Genomic DNA, 15,583 nt, shown 5'->3' on the forward strand with positions numbered 1-15,583 from the left:
CTCAGGCCGCCGCCGGCTGCTTCGCCCGGTTCAGGTAGGCGTTGATCGCGCCGACCGAACTGAAATTCTCGGGCACCATGTCCATCACGTCGATGGCCAGTTCGTGGCGGCTCTCCAGCCATGCGATGACCTTGAGCAGGCCCAGGCTGTCGATCACGCCGTTGGCGATCAGGTCGAACTCCTCCTCGATCTGGTCCGCCGGAACGTCGGGCATGAACTCTTCGACCAGGAACTGCTTAATAGAAGCGCGGTATGCCATCGTGGTCTCCTTTCAGGTGGGTTTGCAGAAGCTGGCGGCGGTCCACCTTCCCGGTGGACGTCCTGGGCAGGGCCGCCTCGACGAATTCGATGCCGGACGGGATGGCGGTGCGGGGCAGGCGCCCGGCGCAGTGCCGGCGCAGGCCGAGGCTGTTGAGCCCCGCTTCGGGCTTGCGCCGCACGATGGCGTGCAGCCGGTGGCCGGCCGTGTCGTCCGGGACGGCGATGACCGCCGCTTCCTGGACGTTGCCGTGTTCCAGGATGGCGCGCTCGACCTCCTGCATGTTGACCCGCACGCCGCGGACCTTGACGTGGAAGTCCTTGCGCCCCTGAAGGGTGATGCTGCCGTCGTCGTGGCGGCGGACCAGATCGCCGCTGTGGAAATAGACCGCCTCGGTGCCGCCGTCGCTGCGGCGCGAGAACTTGCCCTCGTTCACGGCGGGATCGAGATAGCTTCCGGTCTGGAACGGAGTGGACACCAGCAGCTCGCCGATGCCGGCCCGCTCGACCACCGCGCCGTCCTCGCCGACGATCAGCGCGCGCACGCCGGGAAGCGGCGCACCGATGGGCAGGGGGCCGCGCGGCGGCCCGCCGGCCAGATCGACCTCGTGCAGGAAGCTGTCGTTGGTTTCGGTGCAGCCGTAGATGTTGCAGAAACGCGCGTTCGGAAACAGGCGCGGCAGCGCCGCCAGACTGGCCGCGGGCATGCTGTCTCCGGTGAAGACGACGTGGCGCGCGGCCTCGAACGCACGGCCGTCCTGGCGCGTCGCGTCGATCAGCAGGCGGTACAGCATCGGCACGGCCTGGATGACCTGGACCGGGGCCGATCCCAGGAGGTCCAGCAGGTAGGCAGGGTTGGTCGCCTGATCCTCCTCCACCAGCGTCACGCAGCCGCCGCCCTTCAACGTCGCCCAGATGTCCAGAAAGCACAGGTCGAAGTTCATCGGAGCGTAGTTCAGCACCGTTTGGCCGGGGCCGATGCCGAAGCGCGTGCAGGCCCAGTCCGTGAAGGCGTCCACCGCCGCCGCCGGAAGCGGAACGACCTTCGGCAGGCCGGTCGAGCCGGAGGTGGTCAGCATGAAGGCGCATTCGTCCGGCGGCGGGGCGGGCAGGAGGACGTCCTGCGGAGCCGGCGGCACGGGCAGCGCGCCGCCATCGAACACGGGAGTCGCCTCCAGGCCCGGAACGCGCCCCGCGGCGTCGGCGTCGGGCGCCAGGACCCGGGCGCAGCCGGCGCGGTCGAACAGGGCGCTCAGCGTAGCCTCGCCCAGGTCCGCCGAGGGCAGCACGAAGCGCTGCCGGACCATCAGGCAACCGAGGATCAGCGCCACCGCCCGGGGCGATTTGCGGGCGACGATGCCGACCGGGCGCCCTCCGGGCAGGCCGTCGGGAAGGCCGAGCGCGCGGAGCCGTTCCGCCGCCGCCCAGGCGAGGCGGTAGAGCGCGCCGTAGCTGGTCGGCTCATGCCGCAGAAGCAGGGCCGGCGCTTCCGGCTGCCGCGCCGCCCTGTCCAGGAAGGCGCGCAGGAGAGGGGTGGGTGCCATGGCGGCGTCTCCCTCAGTGGGCCGGCGATTTCAGGGCGTCCGCAACGCCGGCGACGACGTCCTCCCCGGTCGCCAGACGGTCGCCGAACGCGTCGGGCAGGCCGATGCCGAAGGTCTTTTCCAGGATCAGCTTCAGCCGCAGGAAGGCGAGGGAATCGACGCCCAGGGAATCGAGCGCCCCGGACAGGTCGATGCCGGCTTCCGGCGCATCGACGGTCTGGGCCAGCGCCGTGACGACGCCTTTGCGGATCTCGTGAAGGTCGAACATGGATATCCCCCTTGTTCCTATGCGTTGCCGGTGTAGCGGGAGAGGATCAGGCTGGCGTTGTTCCCGCCGAACCCGAGAGAGTTGGACATGACGTGCCGGAAGGCGCGCGGCGCCTCCTCCGCCCCGGCGGTGTGCGGGGCGAGGATGCTGTCCGCTCCGGTCAGCCAGGGCATGCCGGGCGCCCGTTGCCGGCGCAGGACCAGAAGCAGGACCGCCGCCTCGATGGCCGCGGCGCTGCCCAGCCAGTGGCCCGTGAAGCCTTTGGTGGAGCCGGCGCAGACGTCCCGCAGGTGGGGACCGAACACCGACTGGAGGGCCTTCAGCTCCTCGCTGTCGTTGGCTTGGGTTCCGGTCCCGTGGCAGTTGACGTACTGGATGTCCGATGGGGCGAGGCCGGCGGAGGCCAGCGCCCGGCGGCTGGCCGCGACCAATCCGTCGTGGCGCGGCGCCGTCGCGTGATGCCCGTCGCTGCTCAACCCGCCGCCGGAAAAGACCGCGAGGATGTCGGCCCTCCGCCTCAGCGCGTGGGACATCCGCTCCAGCACCAGGAAGCAGGCGCCTTCGCCCATGGTGATGCCCCGGCGCCGGGCATGGAAGGGGCGGGCGCCTTCGGGGTCCATGGCGCGCAGGATGTTGAATCCGGCGAAATCGACGGCCCGGATGCGGTCCGCGCCGCCGGCCAGCATCACGTCGGCGTCGTCGTGCTCCAGGATCGACTTCGCCCAGAGCAGGGCGGCGGCGCTGCTGGTGCAGGCCGACATGACGTGGACAAGCGGCCCGCTCAGCCCCAGCCGGTCGAAACAGTGCCGGCCCAGCGCGTTGACGCCGTCGTCCGCGTCCCGATCTCCGGCGGCGTCGAAATCCATGCCGCTGATGCTGCCGAGGGCGAGCCCGACGCGCCCTCCAACCCGGCCCTCCACGGCCAGCCGCGCCGAATCCAGGGCCGCCCGCCCGGTCCGGGCGGCGCCGTCGAACAGCACGCCGATGTCCTGCGCCGGCCAGTGCAGGTGCGCGCTCCCGACCTTGCAGTCCCGGACCGGAAAGCGGTCCACCGGCTTCGGGCGGCGGATGCCCCCATCCAGCAGGGAACCGAGGTCCTCCAGGGTCCGCCCGAACGGTGCGTCGAAGGCGACCCCGGTGATGACGACGGGGTCCGTCATGCGCGCCCCTCCCTTTGCGGCTCGTCGAAGCGGCAGCACACGGACAGGATGTTTCCCCGACCCGGCGGCACGACGTGGAGGCACGTCTCGCCCGCGATCCGGTCCGTCCACCCGGTCAGCCTGTCGATCACCTGCGCCAGCGTGTCCCTGCCGGCGTCCAGACGTTCCACGGCGAAGCCGGCCTCCATCCGCTTGGCCGTGTCGGCATCCCGGGTGCCGGCCAGCAGCACCTGATGCCCGCCCTGCACGGCCTGCCGGTCGAGAAAGGCGGTGAGCGCGGCGGCGCGCGGTCCGTTCACCGTCAGGTGCGGGCCGAGCCGGCAGGCGGTGATCGCCGGTCCGACGGGCCGCCCTTCCGCCCGTCCGTTTCCGTGGCCGAGCAGAAGGGCGCGCACATGCCCCGTGACCGGCACGGCTCCAGTGGGCGCATCCTCGTCGTAGTCGAGCGCCAGCACATGGGTGGCGTCGCCGCGGCGCAGCAGTTGGACGGCGAAATACAGCACCTCCGCCGAGCCGCTCCCGGACGTGAACAGGGACGAGGCCGGGCCGAGGCAGCGGAAGCTCCTGCCGATGGCGAAGAGCGGGTAGAACTGGTTGGCTTTGGAAAAGACCACGGGGTCGATGCCGTAGAGTCCCCCGTTCCTGTGCTTGCGGGTCACGCCGTCGAGCGTGCTCAGCTCCCCGAAGCGGGAGGTGCCGACCACGCCGATCGTCGAGCCGTCCTCCGGCATGACCGCGCCGGCCTCGGCGAACAGTTGCTCCACCGCGTCGTGAATCCCCCGCGACAGGGGCGTGTGGTCGCCGTGCTTGAGAAGGTGCTCCGGGCGGTCGCAGGCGAAGCGTCGGCCCGTGGCCGCGATGATGCGGATGCCGGTTTCAGAGGGGTGGCTCATGCGCTCAGTCCTTCCAACGGGACGAGGGTGGCCAGGGAAAGCTGCGGACGGTTTCCGCCTTCAGCCGGAAAGGGGTGGTGGCGTCGATGAAGCTGCGGCCCGCCCGCCCGTCACCGGCACCGCGCGCTTCCAGCCACGCCGCGCCTTGCGAAGGGTCCATGGGCATATTCGGGGCGTCGGCGAAGCTGGCGCAGTCGGTGCGCAGATTGGACCGCGTCACCACGGCCCATAGCAGATCCTCCTCGTTGGCGATGTCGATCTCCTCGTCGGCGAAGACGATCAGTTTCACGAAGGGGTGCCGCGCGAAGACGTGCCGGGCCAGCGGTTCGAGGCGGCCGTCGTCCTCCGGACCGGTCTTGGCGATCCCGACCGCCAGCAGGAGCATGCCGCCCCCCGCCGCCGGGAAATGCAGGTCGCACACCAGGGCAGCCAGCGCGGGCTCTTCCGCCGCCAGCGACAGGCCGACGGACAGCGCCCCGGCGATGCCCAGGACGACCGACTGCTCGCGCCCCGGCCCGATCACCGCCTGATAGAGGGCGTCGCGGCGCGTCGTGACCGCGGTGACGGTCATCACCGGCACGTCCGGCTTGGTCCGCCCGTCGTAGCCCAGGAATTCCGGCAGCGAGACGCCGGACGGTCGGTCGCGCCCAGGGACGGCCTCGTCGGCGACGGTTCCATCGAAATAGCCTTCCAGAACGATTTCCGACGCGGCCAGCGCGACGGCGGGTTGGGTGAGCGCGGGCGCCAGGGCGATCGGCCGTCCGGCGAGCGCGCCCGCCGCCTTCAGCTTGCCCGTGCCGGCGGGCAGGAAGGCGGTGCCCAGCGCCGACGCGACCACCGCGGCGGGCGGCGCGCCGATGCCGACGGTGACGGGCAACCGGTTTCCCCGCGCCGTGGCGGCGTCGTACAGCGCGCGCAGGCGGCGTCCCGGCAGCATCCAGACGGTCAGACGGTCGCGCCCCGTCACCAGCATCCGGTGCACCGACAGCGCGTCCTCACCGCCCTCCGGACCGCCTTCAGGATCGCGGGCATGGATCAGGCCCATGGTCACATAGGGTCCAGCGTCGCGCGGGGTGGCTGTCAGGACCGGAAGCCGGGAGAGATCGACCGGCCCCGCCCAGACCTCCTGCCGGCAGGGTGCGGCGCCGGTCCACACGGGGTCCGGCCCTCCGGCCAGCCGCCGCCGCGCGTCGTCCGGGCGCACCCGCCGGGGCAGGCCGGGCAGCCAGCCGCGCACCCGTGCGCCGTCGCCGTACAGCCCCAGCAGAACGGGCAGGGCCGCGCCCTCGACACCACTGTAGAGAGCCACATCCTCCGCCCCCGCCCGTCCGGTCGCCGGGGTCCCGGCATGGCGCTCCGCGAAATGCCCGGCGATTTCCGTCCGCGCCATGGTCCCGGCGTATTCGTGGCAGCGCGTCGGGGCGCGTTCCCGCAGATCCGCCAGGGCGGCGCGCACCGAGCAGGCCGGATGCTCCATCATGCCGCTTCTCCCGCCGAAGCCCGGCAGTCGGACGCGCGGCAGTCGGACGCCCGGCGGTCCGTCGCCTCGCGGTCCGTCATCCGCTTCGCCAGGGCGGCGAACCAGCCGGCGATGTCGCCGGACTTCAGCAGCCCGGTGCCGACCAGCACCCCCCCGTACCCCGCCGCGATCAGCCGGGCGGCGTCCTCCGCCGTGCCGATGCCGCTGGCGCTGACCGGGCAGCGCGTGCCGGTCCTCCGCACCAGCGGCAGAAGCGACAGGCTGCGCCCGATGTCCCCGGCGTCCCGCTCGCGGCGGGCGATGTCCTTGTTGTTGACGGCGACGACGCAGCCGGGATCGAGGCGCAGCCCGTCCAGCTCCTTTTCGGAGGATGCCTCGACGAAGGCCGTCACACCATGACGCCGCGCCGCCTCCGCCAGATGGCACAGCGCCGAACGGGGCAGCAGGCGCGCCGTCAGCAGAACAGCCGCTGCGCCCGCCCCGGCCGCCTGGCGGATCTGGTCTTCCCGCGTGATGAAATCCTTCTTCAGGACGGGGACGCCGGCGTGGCGGACCGTTTCCTCCAGCATGGCGTCGCTGCCGCCGAACCAGGACCCGGTCACCACCGAAAGGCACGGCGCGCCGCCCGCCCGGTAGGCGGCCACGATTTCCGCCACGGGGCGTCCCCGGAGCAGGTCCGTGCCGTCGGAGGCACGCGCCTTGATCTCCGCGATGACGGGGATCGGCGCGGCGAGCAATGCATCGACGAAACCGCCTGCCATGATCGCCTTCCTCATCGCGTCCTCACTCATGACCGGCTGCTGTCCGGCGGCCCGGCGCCCAGTTGCGGGTGATCGCGGCGACGCTGGCCGGGCACAGCCGCCGGGCGGCATCGCGTGCCTTGCTGTCCACGTCGATGCCGAAGAAGCGGGGGTGCCGGATCGCCGCTCCGTGCAGCGCCTGGTTGTCGGCGGAGATGCCGCCCGCCAGGAAGAAGGGCCGGCTCACAGCGTCCGCCAACGACAGCGCGGTCGCCGCGTCCAGCGGTAGGCCGGTGCTGCCGATCCGACCGTCCGAGGTGGCGGAGTCCATCAGGAAAAGATCGACCCCGGCATTCTCGTAAGCCCGGATCAGCGGACGCTCGGCGCAGCGGTCGCCATGGACGTGCAGGACCTTGACGATGCGGGTTCCGGCCGGCAGCGCGCCGCGCAGCGCACACACCAGTGCCGGCGTCTGGAAGCCGTGCAGTTGCACCCAGCGCACGCCGGACTCCCCGACCGCCCGGCGCAGGGCCTCCGCGTCGCTGAGGAAGGTGACGAGCACCGGCTCCAGTCGGCCCGCCGCTTCGCCGGCCGCGCGGGCCGCTCCGGCCAGGCGGCTCAACTCCGCCAGCGGCAGGTTCGCGTGCCCGCCTTCGACTCCGTGCCACAGGCCGATGAAATCGACCGGCAGCCCGCGCAGCGTCTCGATGTCGCCGGTTTGCGTGATGCCGCAGATCTTAAGACGCATGGCGCACCTCCACCACGGCATCCACCCCGCCGTCCACCCCGGCGTCCCGGAAGGCGTTGCCGGCCTTCGCCGGGGCATGGCTGAACGTGACCAGCAGCGCCGGTGAAACGAGCAGGTCGGCGAGCAGAGCCAGGAACGCGCCCAGCGTCATCAGCAGGCCGAAGGACTGGAGATTGTTGAGCGAGGAGATGGTGAAGACGGCAAAGCTGGACATCACGACGATCGTGGTCGTGAAGATCGGCACGCCCATGTCCTCGATGGTCGCGCGGATGGCCCGCTCGACGTCGCCGATCTCCTCCAGATTGCGCTTGTACTGGAAGAAGTAATGGGTCGTGTCGTCCACGATCAGGCCGGTGATGATGCCGCCGATCAGCACCGTGAAGGTGTCGAGCGGGATGCCTGCCGCCCCCATGTAGCCCAGCAGCAGAAGGAACGGCACGATGTTCGGCAGCATGCTGAGCACGCCGAGCCGCACCCGCCCCAGGCTGATGCACATCAGCACCATGATCTGGACGAGCGCCACGATGTAGCTGGAGGTCATGCTGTCCAGCACCGCCGTGGACGTCATGGCGAGCAGGGCGATGAGTCCCGTGGTGCGCACCTCCGCCATCGGGCCGAGCGCCTCCTCGAACATCGACTGGACGGTGTGGATGAAGGCGGTGAAGCGCTTGGCCTCCAGCCAGGGAGTCAGGAACGACACCCGTCCCGCGTCGTAGGACAGCGTGGTGTAGCGCAGCATGTCGTCGTTGCCCTGGCCTTCCAGAAGCAGCAGTTGGTCCCAGATCGCCCGCTGGTTGGGAACCCCGTGCGCGGCCGGATCGCCGTCGTTCAGCGCCTGGTTGGTTTCCTTCAGGAAGTCGATGATGCTGGTGTGGCGGCCGATGGGAATGTCGGAGGCGTCATGAACGCGGGCCGCGACCTCGTCCACCCGGCGCATCAGCTCCTCGTCGCGGAAATCGCGCCCGCCCTGCGGCCGGATCACCACCTCCAGGTTGACGGTCCCGTTGAAGGTGTCGTCGATGTGGGCGGTGCTCTGCCGGACGGCGTTGTCCGCGGGCAGCCACAGCAGGGAATTGTGGGAGTATTCCAGGTGCCGGATGCCGGCCAGCGCGCCCACGCCCACCAGCACCGCCACGGCCAGCACGAACTTCGGACGGCGCACGGCGAACAGGGACATGGCGGTCATCACCGAAATGACGGCGGGATAATCCTCGTAGCGCCGCTCGAAGAACCGCTTCGGCAGCATGCGGAACACCAGGATGGTGCAGACCATGCCCATGGCGTAGGCGACCATCGTTCCCACCGCGCCGAAGAGGCCGAGAACGGTGATCGGCGCCAGCGTGGAGGTGACGAAGCCGATCAGGCCGGCGGCGGTGGTCAGGGCGGAGAACAGGATGGGCGCGTGGCCGCGCGTCATCGCCACCGACACCGCGGCCGCCTTGTCGCCCGTCTCCCGGTGGGCGCGGAACAGGCCGCTGATGAAATGGATGAAGGTGCACAGGCTGCTGACCAGAAGAAGCGGGATCAGAAGCTGCGTCGGCGGCGTCACCGGCTCGCCCAGCACGGCCATCATCCCGAACGTGACGACGATGCTGGACATGAAGGCGAACAGCGCGGCCAGCGACACCAGGATGCTGCGGTACATGACCATGATGACGGCGACGGCCACGGCGAAGCAAAGGAGCGTGAAACGCGGCATGTCCTTGGACATCAACCGGACGATCTCGGTGCTGACGATGGGCGCGCCGGACACATGGATGTCGAATCCCGCCGGATCGTGGTAGCGGGCGGCGATCTCCCCGATGGTCCTGGCCATCTCGGCGTAGTGCGGGGGGCCGAGGAGCTGACGCTTGACGCCGTCCGGCTCGTCACCGCCGCAGGAGGTCCCGTCTTGAGGCCGGGCGACGCAGTCCTCGGCGTGCGGCGCGTACCGGTAGGGTTCCACCACGATGGAGGCGGTCCTGCCGTCCTCGGAGATGATGAAGTTCCGGTACAGCGGCGTCGCCAGGATGCGGTCGCGCATCACCCGCGGGTCCTGGTCCCGGACGATCATGTTGTGGACCAGTTCCTCCAGGTAAACCCCGCCGTCCTGGTACTGGATGAACGGAATGTTGTAGAGGCTGAAGATCTCCGCGATGTAGGGAACGCCCCGCTCGATGTCGCGGTGCAGTTGGGTGAACTTTTGCAGGAAAGGCTTGGAGAAGAGATCCGGCGAACCGACGGTCACGACGATGCGGTTGTCCTGACCGAAGGAGCGGCGCATGTCATAATACGCGACCAGCGCCGGATCGCTGTTGTGCATGAAGGCTTCGATCCGGCCGTCCGACTTCAACTGCGGCAGGGCCGCCAGGCCCGCGCCGGTGACGATCAGGGCCGCGACCGCGCTCTTGACCGGATGGAGGAGGATGGCCCGCGCGGTCGCCTGGAAAAGGCGATCCGCCGCTCGGGCGAACTGGCCGATGATCCGCAACATGCCGTTCCCCGCGGGAAAGGAGGTTGACGCCAGGGCGACCTTGGGCGCTTGCGCGCGCCGGGGGCACCGGACGGGCGTGTGTTCGTGGGTTTCGGTGGGGTGCCGGAGTGCGTCGAGGCGGGCGCGCCGGCCCACCCCTCACGCGCGGGTCAGTTGGCGAGCGTGCTTGAGCGCCACTCGGTCCAGCCGCTGGTCGTGCCGCCGAGGTCCTTGATGTCGAACCATTCACCCGGCAGATTGATGTTGAAACGTTCGCCCTCGACCTCGAAGACCGAGGTGGAAATCACGCGGCCTTCCTTGCGCGTGAAGACCTTGAAATAGGCCGGTACATACACGCCGTCCACCCAGCGTATCTTGTCGGTGGTGAAGACGCGCTGCTCGCTCGGAGCGTCGGCGTTGAAGGTGCTCCAGACCGGTAGGAAGGTGGCCTTCTCCACCCACACTTCGCCGTCGCGCAGGCCGAGGCGGATGACCTCGCTCTCCTTCAGCGGGTTCACGTAGATCTTCCAGACCGGCAGCCCCTGGTAGATGTCTTCGCCCAGATACTTGCATTCGTAGTCTTTGGCGCGGCGGATCAGCATCTCGCCGATGGACAGGTCGGACCCATAGAGACGGCCGCTGAGATCTTCCGATTTGACATCGACCAACTTCTTCTGCGACGGCAGCCAGGACCAGATTTTGTCGGTTTCGTTGTCGCCGAAGTAGTCGTAGGCCATCGCCTCGAAATCCTTCAGCTCCGCCGGCTCAAGGACCTTGCTGCGCAGCCGGCGCTGGGTCCCGATGTTCTGGTGCGCGGCCATGATGCGGCGCATCTTCTTGCCGCCGTTGCTGTCCGTGATTTCCATGTTCATGATGCGCCAACTGTCGTAACCGTTGAAGCGCTTCTCAATCCCGACGATCACGTCCCGGCAGTCGGTTGCGCCGCTCTCGGCACGCGGCTCGCCGATTCCGGAAAGCATCGTCAAAATGCCCAGAGAAGCAAAAACCAGCCTCCTGACGCCAAAAAGCTTTCCTTTCACATCAACCTCCATGAAACATATGACGTAACCACCAACGAGTGGATAATTATCGAAATCAATCGCAGTTATTTTACTTCGTGATTGATTGGTAACGTAGCCGAGTAATCATGTCAATGATGTTGAAATGATAATTTTTCGCAGAAATTTATTATTAGTCACATTGTGTAAGTGCTTATTACTATCACATATGTATTTTTTACGGAATGTGCGCGAACTTTAACTCATTCATGATGATTTTTGAAAATCATTAGAAACGAAAGTTTTATTATGTCTTGGAGGTCGCGGCGGATTTTGCATTCTCCTGAATGCATATTTTCTAGAAGAGGCGCCAGTGCTCGTTGCCCTTCGACGAACAATTTTCTGCAATGTGAACGAATGTGGATCGGATGTGACGCGACGGCTGCGTGTGGAAATACTCCTGCCACTTCGACAATCCCCAATACCGAAGCGCGCCTGGCGGCCCGAACGATCCGCGAACCCGGCGCCACACCGACGGATGAACATCGCGCAATTGCACCTCCAACTGCAGAAGTCTGGGGTGAAGGCGAGCCGGGCATGGCGCAAGTGATGGTTCAGGCGGTTCGCGGTCGCCGTCGTTTTATGATGACCTCTTCCATCAAGCAAAAGTCATACATTGGTAGTAAATTGATCTTTGTTGCATTCACAATATTGCATTGTTAGCTTTTCTCTAACATCACGCGATCCAATCAACGGATCGTTCTTCCAATATCCGGGGCCGCTTTCCGGAGTCCGAGAAATACAACCCAATTTTCGCTGAGTGAAAGATTCTGTTTTTCAGCGAGCGAACTGTCACGCCTTCAATACAGCCATGACATACAAAAAGGGGAATCGGCACATGACGACTGATCTGAGCGTCAAGGAAAAGACTCGTCGGCCGCTCCGCGCCAGCGCGCCGCTTCTCGTCGCCGCTTCAAACCTCGGCCTGCTGTCCGACCTGCCGGGAAGCTGGGTTGGTGGCGGCTTCAACCTGATCTCGCTGCCCGACCGCGCCGACAACAAGACGTTCCGCCTGAAGCTGAACGCGACGGTGGAGACGCTGACCTTCACCCCGATCGGCGGCCCGATCCCCAACCGTGGTTCGGTGCAGGGCGACATCATGCTGCATGGGCTGCACTATCTCCAGCAGGTCAGCGACGCCGTCACGTTCGAAGGGCTGCATCTGGAACCCGGTCTGTGGCTGAACGTGCCGCCGACCAGCGACCCGGACGTCCCGCACGGCACCATCGTGCGCCAGTCGACCATCCCGCACGGTGACTCCTTGCTGGCCCAGAGCACCTTCCTCGCAACCGTGGCCGGCGGCCCGACGATCGCCCCGGTCAGCTCCACGCCGACGCGCGTCGATCACAAGCCGCTGCCGTTCGGCTATTTCAACGACTCCTCGACGCCCACCCCCCTTCCGCCCGGCATTCCGGAGGGCGCCATCGAGAACCCCAACATCGTGCTGACCAGCAAACTGGACAGCCAGGCCAAGCAGGGCATGGAGATCAGCAAGACCGTGGTCATCGAGGTCTCGACACACCCGGTCGGCAAGATCGTCAACATCCCGTTCATCGACAAGAACGCGGAAGCCACGAAGCTGGATGCGATCTTCTGGATCGAAACCGTGGTGCAGCCGGACGGCACGGAGTTCATGCAGCTTCAGTACACGCAGACGGTCAACCTGCGCTTCGATGAAATCGACTGGCCGCACATTTCCGTGGCGACGCTGGTCAAGCAGTAAAGCGCAAGCGGGTCGCCCCGGCCCGGCGGGCGCCGGGCGGGGGCGACCCGCATCAGTCGCGCAGCGCCGTCCGTTCGCGGCGGGTGCGCCAGAAAGGCGCGTCGGCCCAGCGCGTTTCCTGGCCGTAGAAAAGGTTCCGGTTGGCCAGATAGTCGTCGAACCGCCCGGTCACCTTGTCCACATAGGCACCGACGGTGTCGGCACCGGACCTCAGCCGCTCCGCGATGGCTTCGGCCGCGTCCACCGCGTCGGTCATCGCCTTCTGGATTCCCTGCGACGACAAGGGATCGTATCCGGACGCCGCGTCGCCGACCGCCAGCCAGTCCGGCCCGGCGATCCGGTCGCGCAGGAAGGACACGGCGACCCATGTCGCGACGCTGTGCGCTTCCAGCGCAGACCCGGCCAGAGCCGCGACGATGTGGCGGGTGTCGAGCAGACTTTCCAGCCACGGGCCTTCGCGGTTCAGCCCCTTCGAACGGACGATGTCGGCGTCCGTGGCGAGCGCCACCACGCACCGCCGGTCGGGCAGGCGGGCGGCGTACCACCAGCCGTGCTCCGCCGCCTCCAGCATGGTCTGGCGGGTGAGCGGGCTGTTCTCCGGCAGGGCGAAGAAGCCGGCGACGAACACCAGCCGGTCGAGCAGGCGCGGACGCCCGCCCTGGCGCCGGGCGAACCGGCCGCGCGGACCGGTGGCATCCACGACGAACCGAGCCTCGACCGTGTCGTACCGGCCGTTCTCGGAGGCCCCATCCCCGCAGGCCCCATTTCCGCAGGCGATACGCAGGCGATGGCCGCCGGCCTCCACCGGCTCGGCCATTTCGAAACGCCGGCCCGTCAGGACGGTGATCCCCCGGTCCGCCGCCTTGCGGGCCAGGAAGGCGTCGAAGCGGCGGCGGTCCAGGTGCCATCCTTGGCCGTAGGGGTTGAACAGGAAATCGTTGTAGCCGAGCCGGTCGCTGCCCCAGGCGGAACGGCTTCCATGGCAGGGTTCGTGCCTTTCGGCGACGAACTCCGGCCACAGGCCGAGTTCGTCGCCGAGAAGGCGGCGGATGTCCGGCGGCACGCTCTCGCCGATGCGAACCGCGTCGTAGGTGCCGGCCTCCACGACCAGCACCCGCTCGACGCCCCGGCGCCGGAGGGACAGCGCGGTGGCACACCCCGCCGGCCCCCCGCCCAGGATCACGACGTCCCAGGGACCCGTCACGAGGACGTCGTCGGCAACTGGTTCATCGGCCAGGGCGCCACGACCTCGTCCGGTTCGCCCGTCAGAAGGCTGCCGACCTCCAGATAGGCGTCCGGCGGCAGCGGCCGGCCCGGGTCGCCGTCGATGGCCTTGCCCTGCAGGATCACACCGATGCCGGACCAGTTCGGGATGATCTCCGCGATGTACTGGTACCGTCCCTGGTTGGCCGGATCGGGGCTTCCGGTGCCGGAACCGCGGACCGAGTAGCGCTGCGGGCCGAGCTTGCCGTCCTGCACCTCGTCGGCGACATAGACGTTGACCGGGCGTTGCGCCGGCCACGACCAGTACAGCGTGGTGATGTTGCGGATCGACGGCGAGGTCGGGTGGGTGGCGCAGGAGTTGTAGTCGGTGTGCCAGGGGATCGACATGAACTTGGTCATGTCGCCCGGCTCCACGGTGTGGGCGCCGGTGTTCATGGGCACATAGCCGCCGGTCAGGAAGGGCTGGTCCTTGGTGGCGCGCGAATAGTCCAGCGGACGGGCGGCGATGCGGAACGGGCCGTTCCCACCCCGCCAGTTCGGCACATAGACGTCTGGCTGGCGGACCGTGAAGGTCAGGTCGATCCCGGGGCTGAAACGGCCGCCCAGGCAGGCCATCAGCGACGCCTTGTCCAGCGCTTCACCCGGTCCCAGCTTCCGCTTGGGCTCAGCGTCGAACGTGCCCTTGTCCCATTGGTTCAGGAAGAAATACTGGGTGTAGGTGGGCGCCAGGAACGCCTTGCCCGAATCGCCGAGGCCCAGCGGCATCAGGGGCGGACCGAGATTCGCCTGAGTCGGCTTGTTGGGGTCGCGGACATAGGCGAGCCCGGCCATGATGGTCGCCGCCGGATCGTCCGTCGCGGTGATGTCGCCCACCATCCGGTGAGCGGCCTTGGCGCCCTTGGGCAGATTGGTGGTCCATTCCTGAAGCGACGCGGCCTTGAAGAAGGGCTGCACATCCTCGCCGAAGGCGGGACGGTAGTCCTCGTTGTAGCGGCCGTGGCTGTAGACGTCGGGCTGGAGTTCGAATTCGCGGACGAAGGTGTCGTACAGCTCGTCCCACAGCGACACGGTGTTGAGGATCTGCGGCGCATAGGCCGGGTCCGCCGTCACCACCCACGCGGGGGAGGCGTCGATGCGTTCCACGATGGGGTCGGCGCCCTTGCCGCGCAGAACGATGGTCGCGGAAACCGGGCCGTCGCTGGTGTCGTCGTACCAGCCATCGTTGTCGACGCTCGACCCCAGGGTGGTCTGGTTCCACAAGGCGCAGGCGCGGCCATAGCCGCCGGCCACGATCAGGCGGCCCTGGTCGTCGGTTTCGATGTGGCCCAGCGTGTCGATGGGGCCGCGCGGGGCGTAGACGACGTCCTCGCTGGCCGCCGGGAACAGCTTGCAGTAATCGGGCACCGGCTTGTTGCCGGCGCGGGCTTCGGTCGCCCGATCGAAGGCGGCCTTGCGCAGGTCCCTGTTCACGGAGCGCGGGCCGGGATCGGTGGTCCACAGGGCGACGCGGGCCGGGTCGTTGATGTTCGGGACGTCGGTGACGAGCTGGGTTTGCCCGACCTCGTTCTTGGCGTTGCGCAGCGGGGGCGTGCGGCCGTCGGCGTAGCGCTCGATCACGGAGCCGTCATAGCCCGGCACGTCGAGAACGTAGGCGTTGCCCTTCTTGTTCGCGACATGGACGGTCCATTGAATATCGACCACCTCCAGGTCGCCGATGCGGCTGCCGATGGTGATCTCGGTCCCGCCGCCGGACGGGTAGACCGCCGTGTCCTCGGACGCGTAGGCATAGATGCGGAAGCGCGCGGCCTGCCGCTTCAGGCGGCCTTCGGCGTCGCGCAGATCGCTGGACGTGATGGGCGTCGTTTCGGTCCCGGGGACGACCGGAAGGCCGCCGGTCAGGCCCGGGTTGTAGGGATCGGGCAGGCCGGCCATGGTTTCCGGCGCCAGATAGAATTCCTCGCTGTCGCCGACCCGGGCGAAGCCGATGGCCGGATGAATGCGGAAGACGCTCGATGTCATTATGAACTCCGTAAAT

At 68.0% G+C, this 15,583-nt stretch carries 13 protein-coding genes; 1 reads left to right on the forward strand and 12 read right to left on the reverse strand.

Going from position 1 to position 15,583, the window contains the following annotated elements:
* Position 1: 1 nt before the first annotated feature.
* From DS843_RS12310 to DS843_RS12355, 10 genes are all read right to left on the reverse strand, one after another.
* Positions 2-259 (reverse strand): acyl carrier protein, encoded by a 258-nt coding sequence (locus tag DS843_RS12310; protein WP_149469184.1) that lies wholly within the window; start codon positions 257-259, stop codon positions 2-4.
* Complete coding sequence (locus DS843_RS12315) at positions 237-1,802, reverse strand: class I adenylate-forming enzyme family protein (protein ID WP_149469185.1); 1,566 nt, start codon at positions 1,800-1,802, stop codon at positions 237-239. The genes DS843_RS12310 and DS843_RS12315 overlap by 23 nt, the downstream gene beginning before the upstream one ends.
* Positions 1,803-1,815: 13 nt before the next feature.
* Positions 1,816-2,070: an acyl carrier protein gene (locus DS843_RS12320; protein WP_149469186.1), complete on the reverse strand. Its 255-nt coding sequence runs from the start codon at positions 2,068-2,070 to the stop codon at positions 1,816-1,818.
* A gap of 17 nt (positions 2,071-2,087) precedes the next feature.
* Complete coding sequence (locus DS843_RS12325) at positions 2,088-3,230, reverse strand: beta-ketoacyl synthase N-terminal-like domain-containing protein (RefSeq protein WP_149469187.1); 1,143 nt, start codon at positions 3,228-3,230, stop codon at positions 2,088-2,090.
* Positions 3,227-4,123 carry a hypothetical protein gene (locus DS843_RS12330; protein WP_149469188.1) on the reverse strand — a complete coding sequence of 299 codons (897 nt, stop codon included), beginning with the start codon at positions 4,121-4,123 and terminating at the stop codon, positions 3,227-3,229. Before DS843_RS12330 ends, DS843_RS12325 begins: the two co-directional genes overlap by 4 nt.
* A gap of 4 nt (positions 4,124-4,127) precedes the next feature.
* On the reverse strand, positions 4,128-5,603 hold the full coding sequence (locus tag DS843_RS12335) for a UbiD family decarboxylase (RefSeq protein ID WP_149469189.1): 1,476 nt from the start codon (positions 5,601-5,603) through the stop codon (positions 4,128-4,130).
* On the reverse strand, positions 5,600-6,475 hold the full coding sequence (locus DS843_RS12340; protein WP_353618350.1) for a beta/alpha barrel domain-containing protein: 876 nt from the start codon (positions 6,473-6,475) through the stop codon (positions 5,600-5,602). Before DS843_RS12340 ends, DS843_RS12335 begins: the two co-directional genes overlap by 4 nt.
* Positions 6,387-7,091 (reverse strand): phosphoribosylanthranilate isomerase, encoded by a 705-nt coding sequence (locus DS843_RS12345; RefSeq protein ID WP_149469190.1) that lies wholly within the window; start codon positions 7,089-7,091, stop codon positions 6,387-6,389. Before DS843_RS12345 ends, DS843_RS12340 begins: the two co-directional genes overlap by 89 nt.
* Positions 7,081-9,564, reverse strand: coding sequence for an efflux RND transporter permease subunit (locus DS843_RS12350; protein ID WP_149469191.1), 2,484 nt, complete (start codon positions 9,562-9,564; stop codon positions 7,081-7,083). Before DS843_RS12350 ends, DS843_RS12345 begins: the two co-directional genes overlap by 11 nt.
* 149 nt (positions 9,565-9,713) lie before the next feature.
* Positions 9,714-10,595, reverse strand: coding sequence for an outer membrane lipoprotein-sorting protein (locus DS843_RS12355; RefSeq protein ID WP_149469192.1), 882 nt, complete (start codon positions 10,593-10,595; stop codon positions 9,714-9,716).
* 844 nt (positions 10,596-11,439) lie between these two features.
* Here DS843_RS12355 and DS843_RS12360 point away from each other — a divergent pair.
* On the forward strand, positions 11,440-12,324 hold the full coding sequence (locus tag DS843_RS12360) for a heme-binding protein (RefSeq protein ID WP_149469193.1): 885 nt from the start codon (positions 11,440-11,442) through the stop codon (positions 12,322-12,324).
* Between the two features lie 52 nt (positions 12,325-12,376).
* Here the strand turns inward: DS843_RS12360 and DS843_RS12365 are convergent, their stop codons facing one another.
* Together DS843_RS12365 and DS843_RS12370 are read right to left on the reverse strand one after the other, a co-directional pair.
* Positions 12,377-13,528, reverse strand: coding sequence for an NAD(P)/FAD-dependent oxidoreductase (locus DS843_RS12365; RefSeq protein WP_167525284.1), 1,152 nt, complete (start codon positions 13,526-13,528; stop codon positions 12,377-12,379).
* Positions 13,525-15,567 (reverse strand): LodA/GoxA family CTQ-dependent oxidase, encoded by a 2,043-nt coding sequence (locus tag DS843_RS12370; protein ID WP_149469195.1) that lies wholly within the window; start codon positions 15,565-15,567, stop codon positions 13,525-13,527. The genes DS843_RS12365 and DS843_RS12370 overlap by 4 nt, the downstream gene beginning before the upstream one ends.
* Positions 15,568-15,583: the final 16 nt, after the last annotated feature.

The organism is Roseomonas genomospecies 6, assembly GCF_008365375.1.
GTDB lineage: Bacteria > Pseudomonadota > Alphaproteobacteria > Azospirillales > Azospirillaceae > Azospirillum.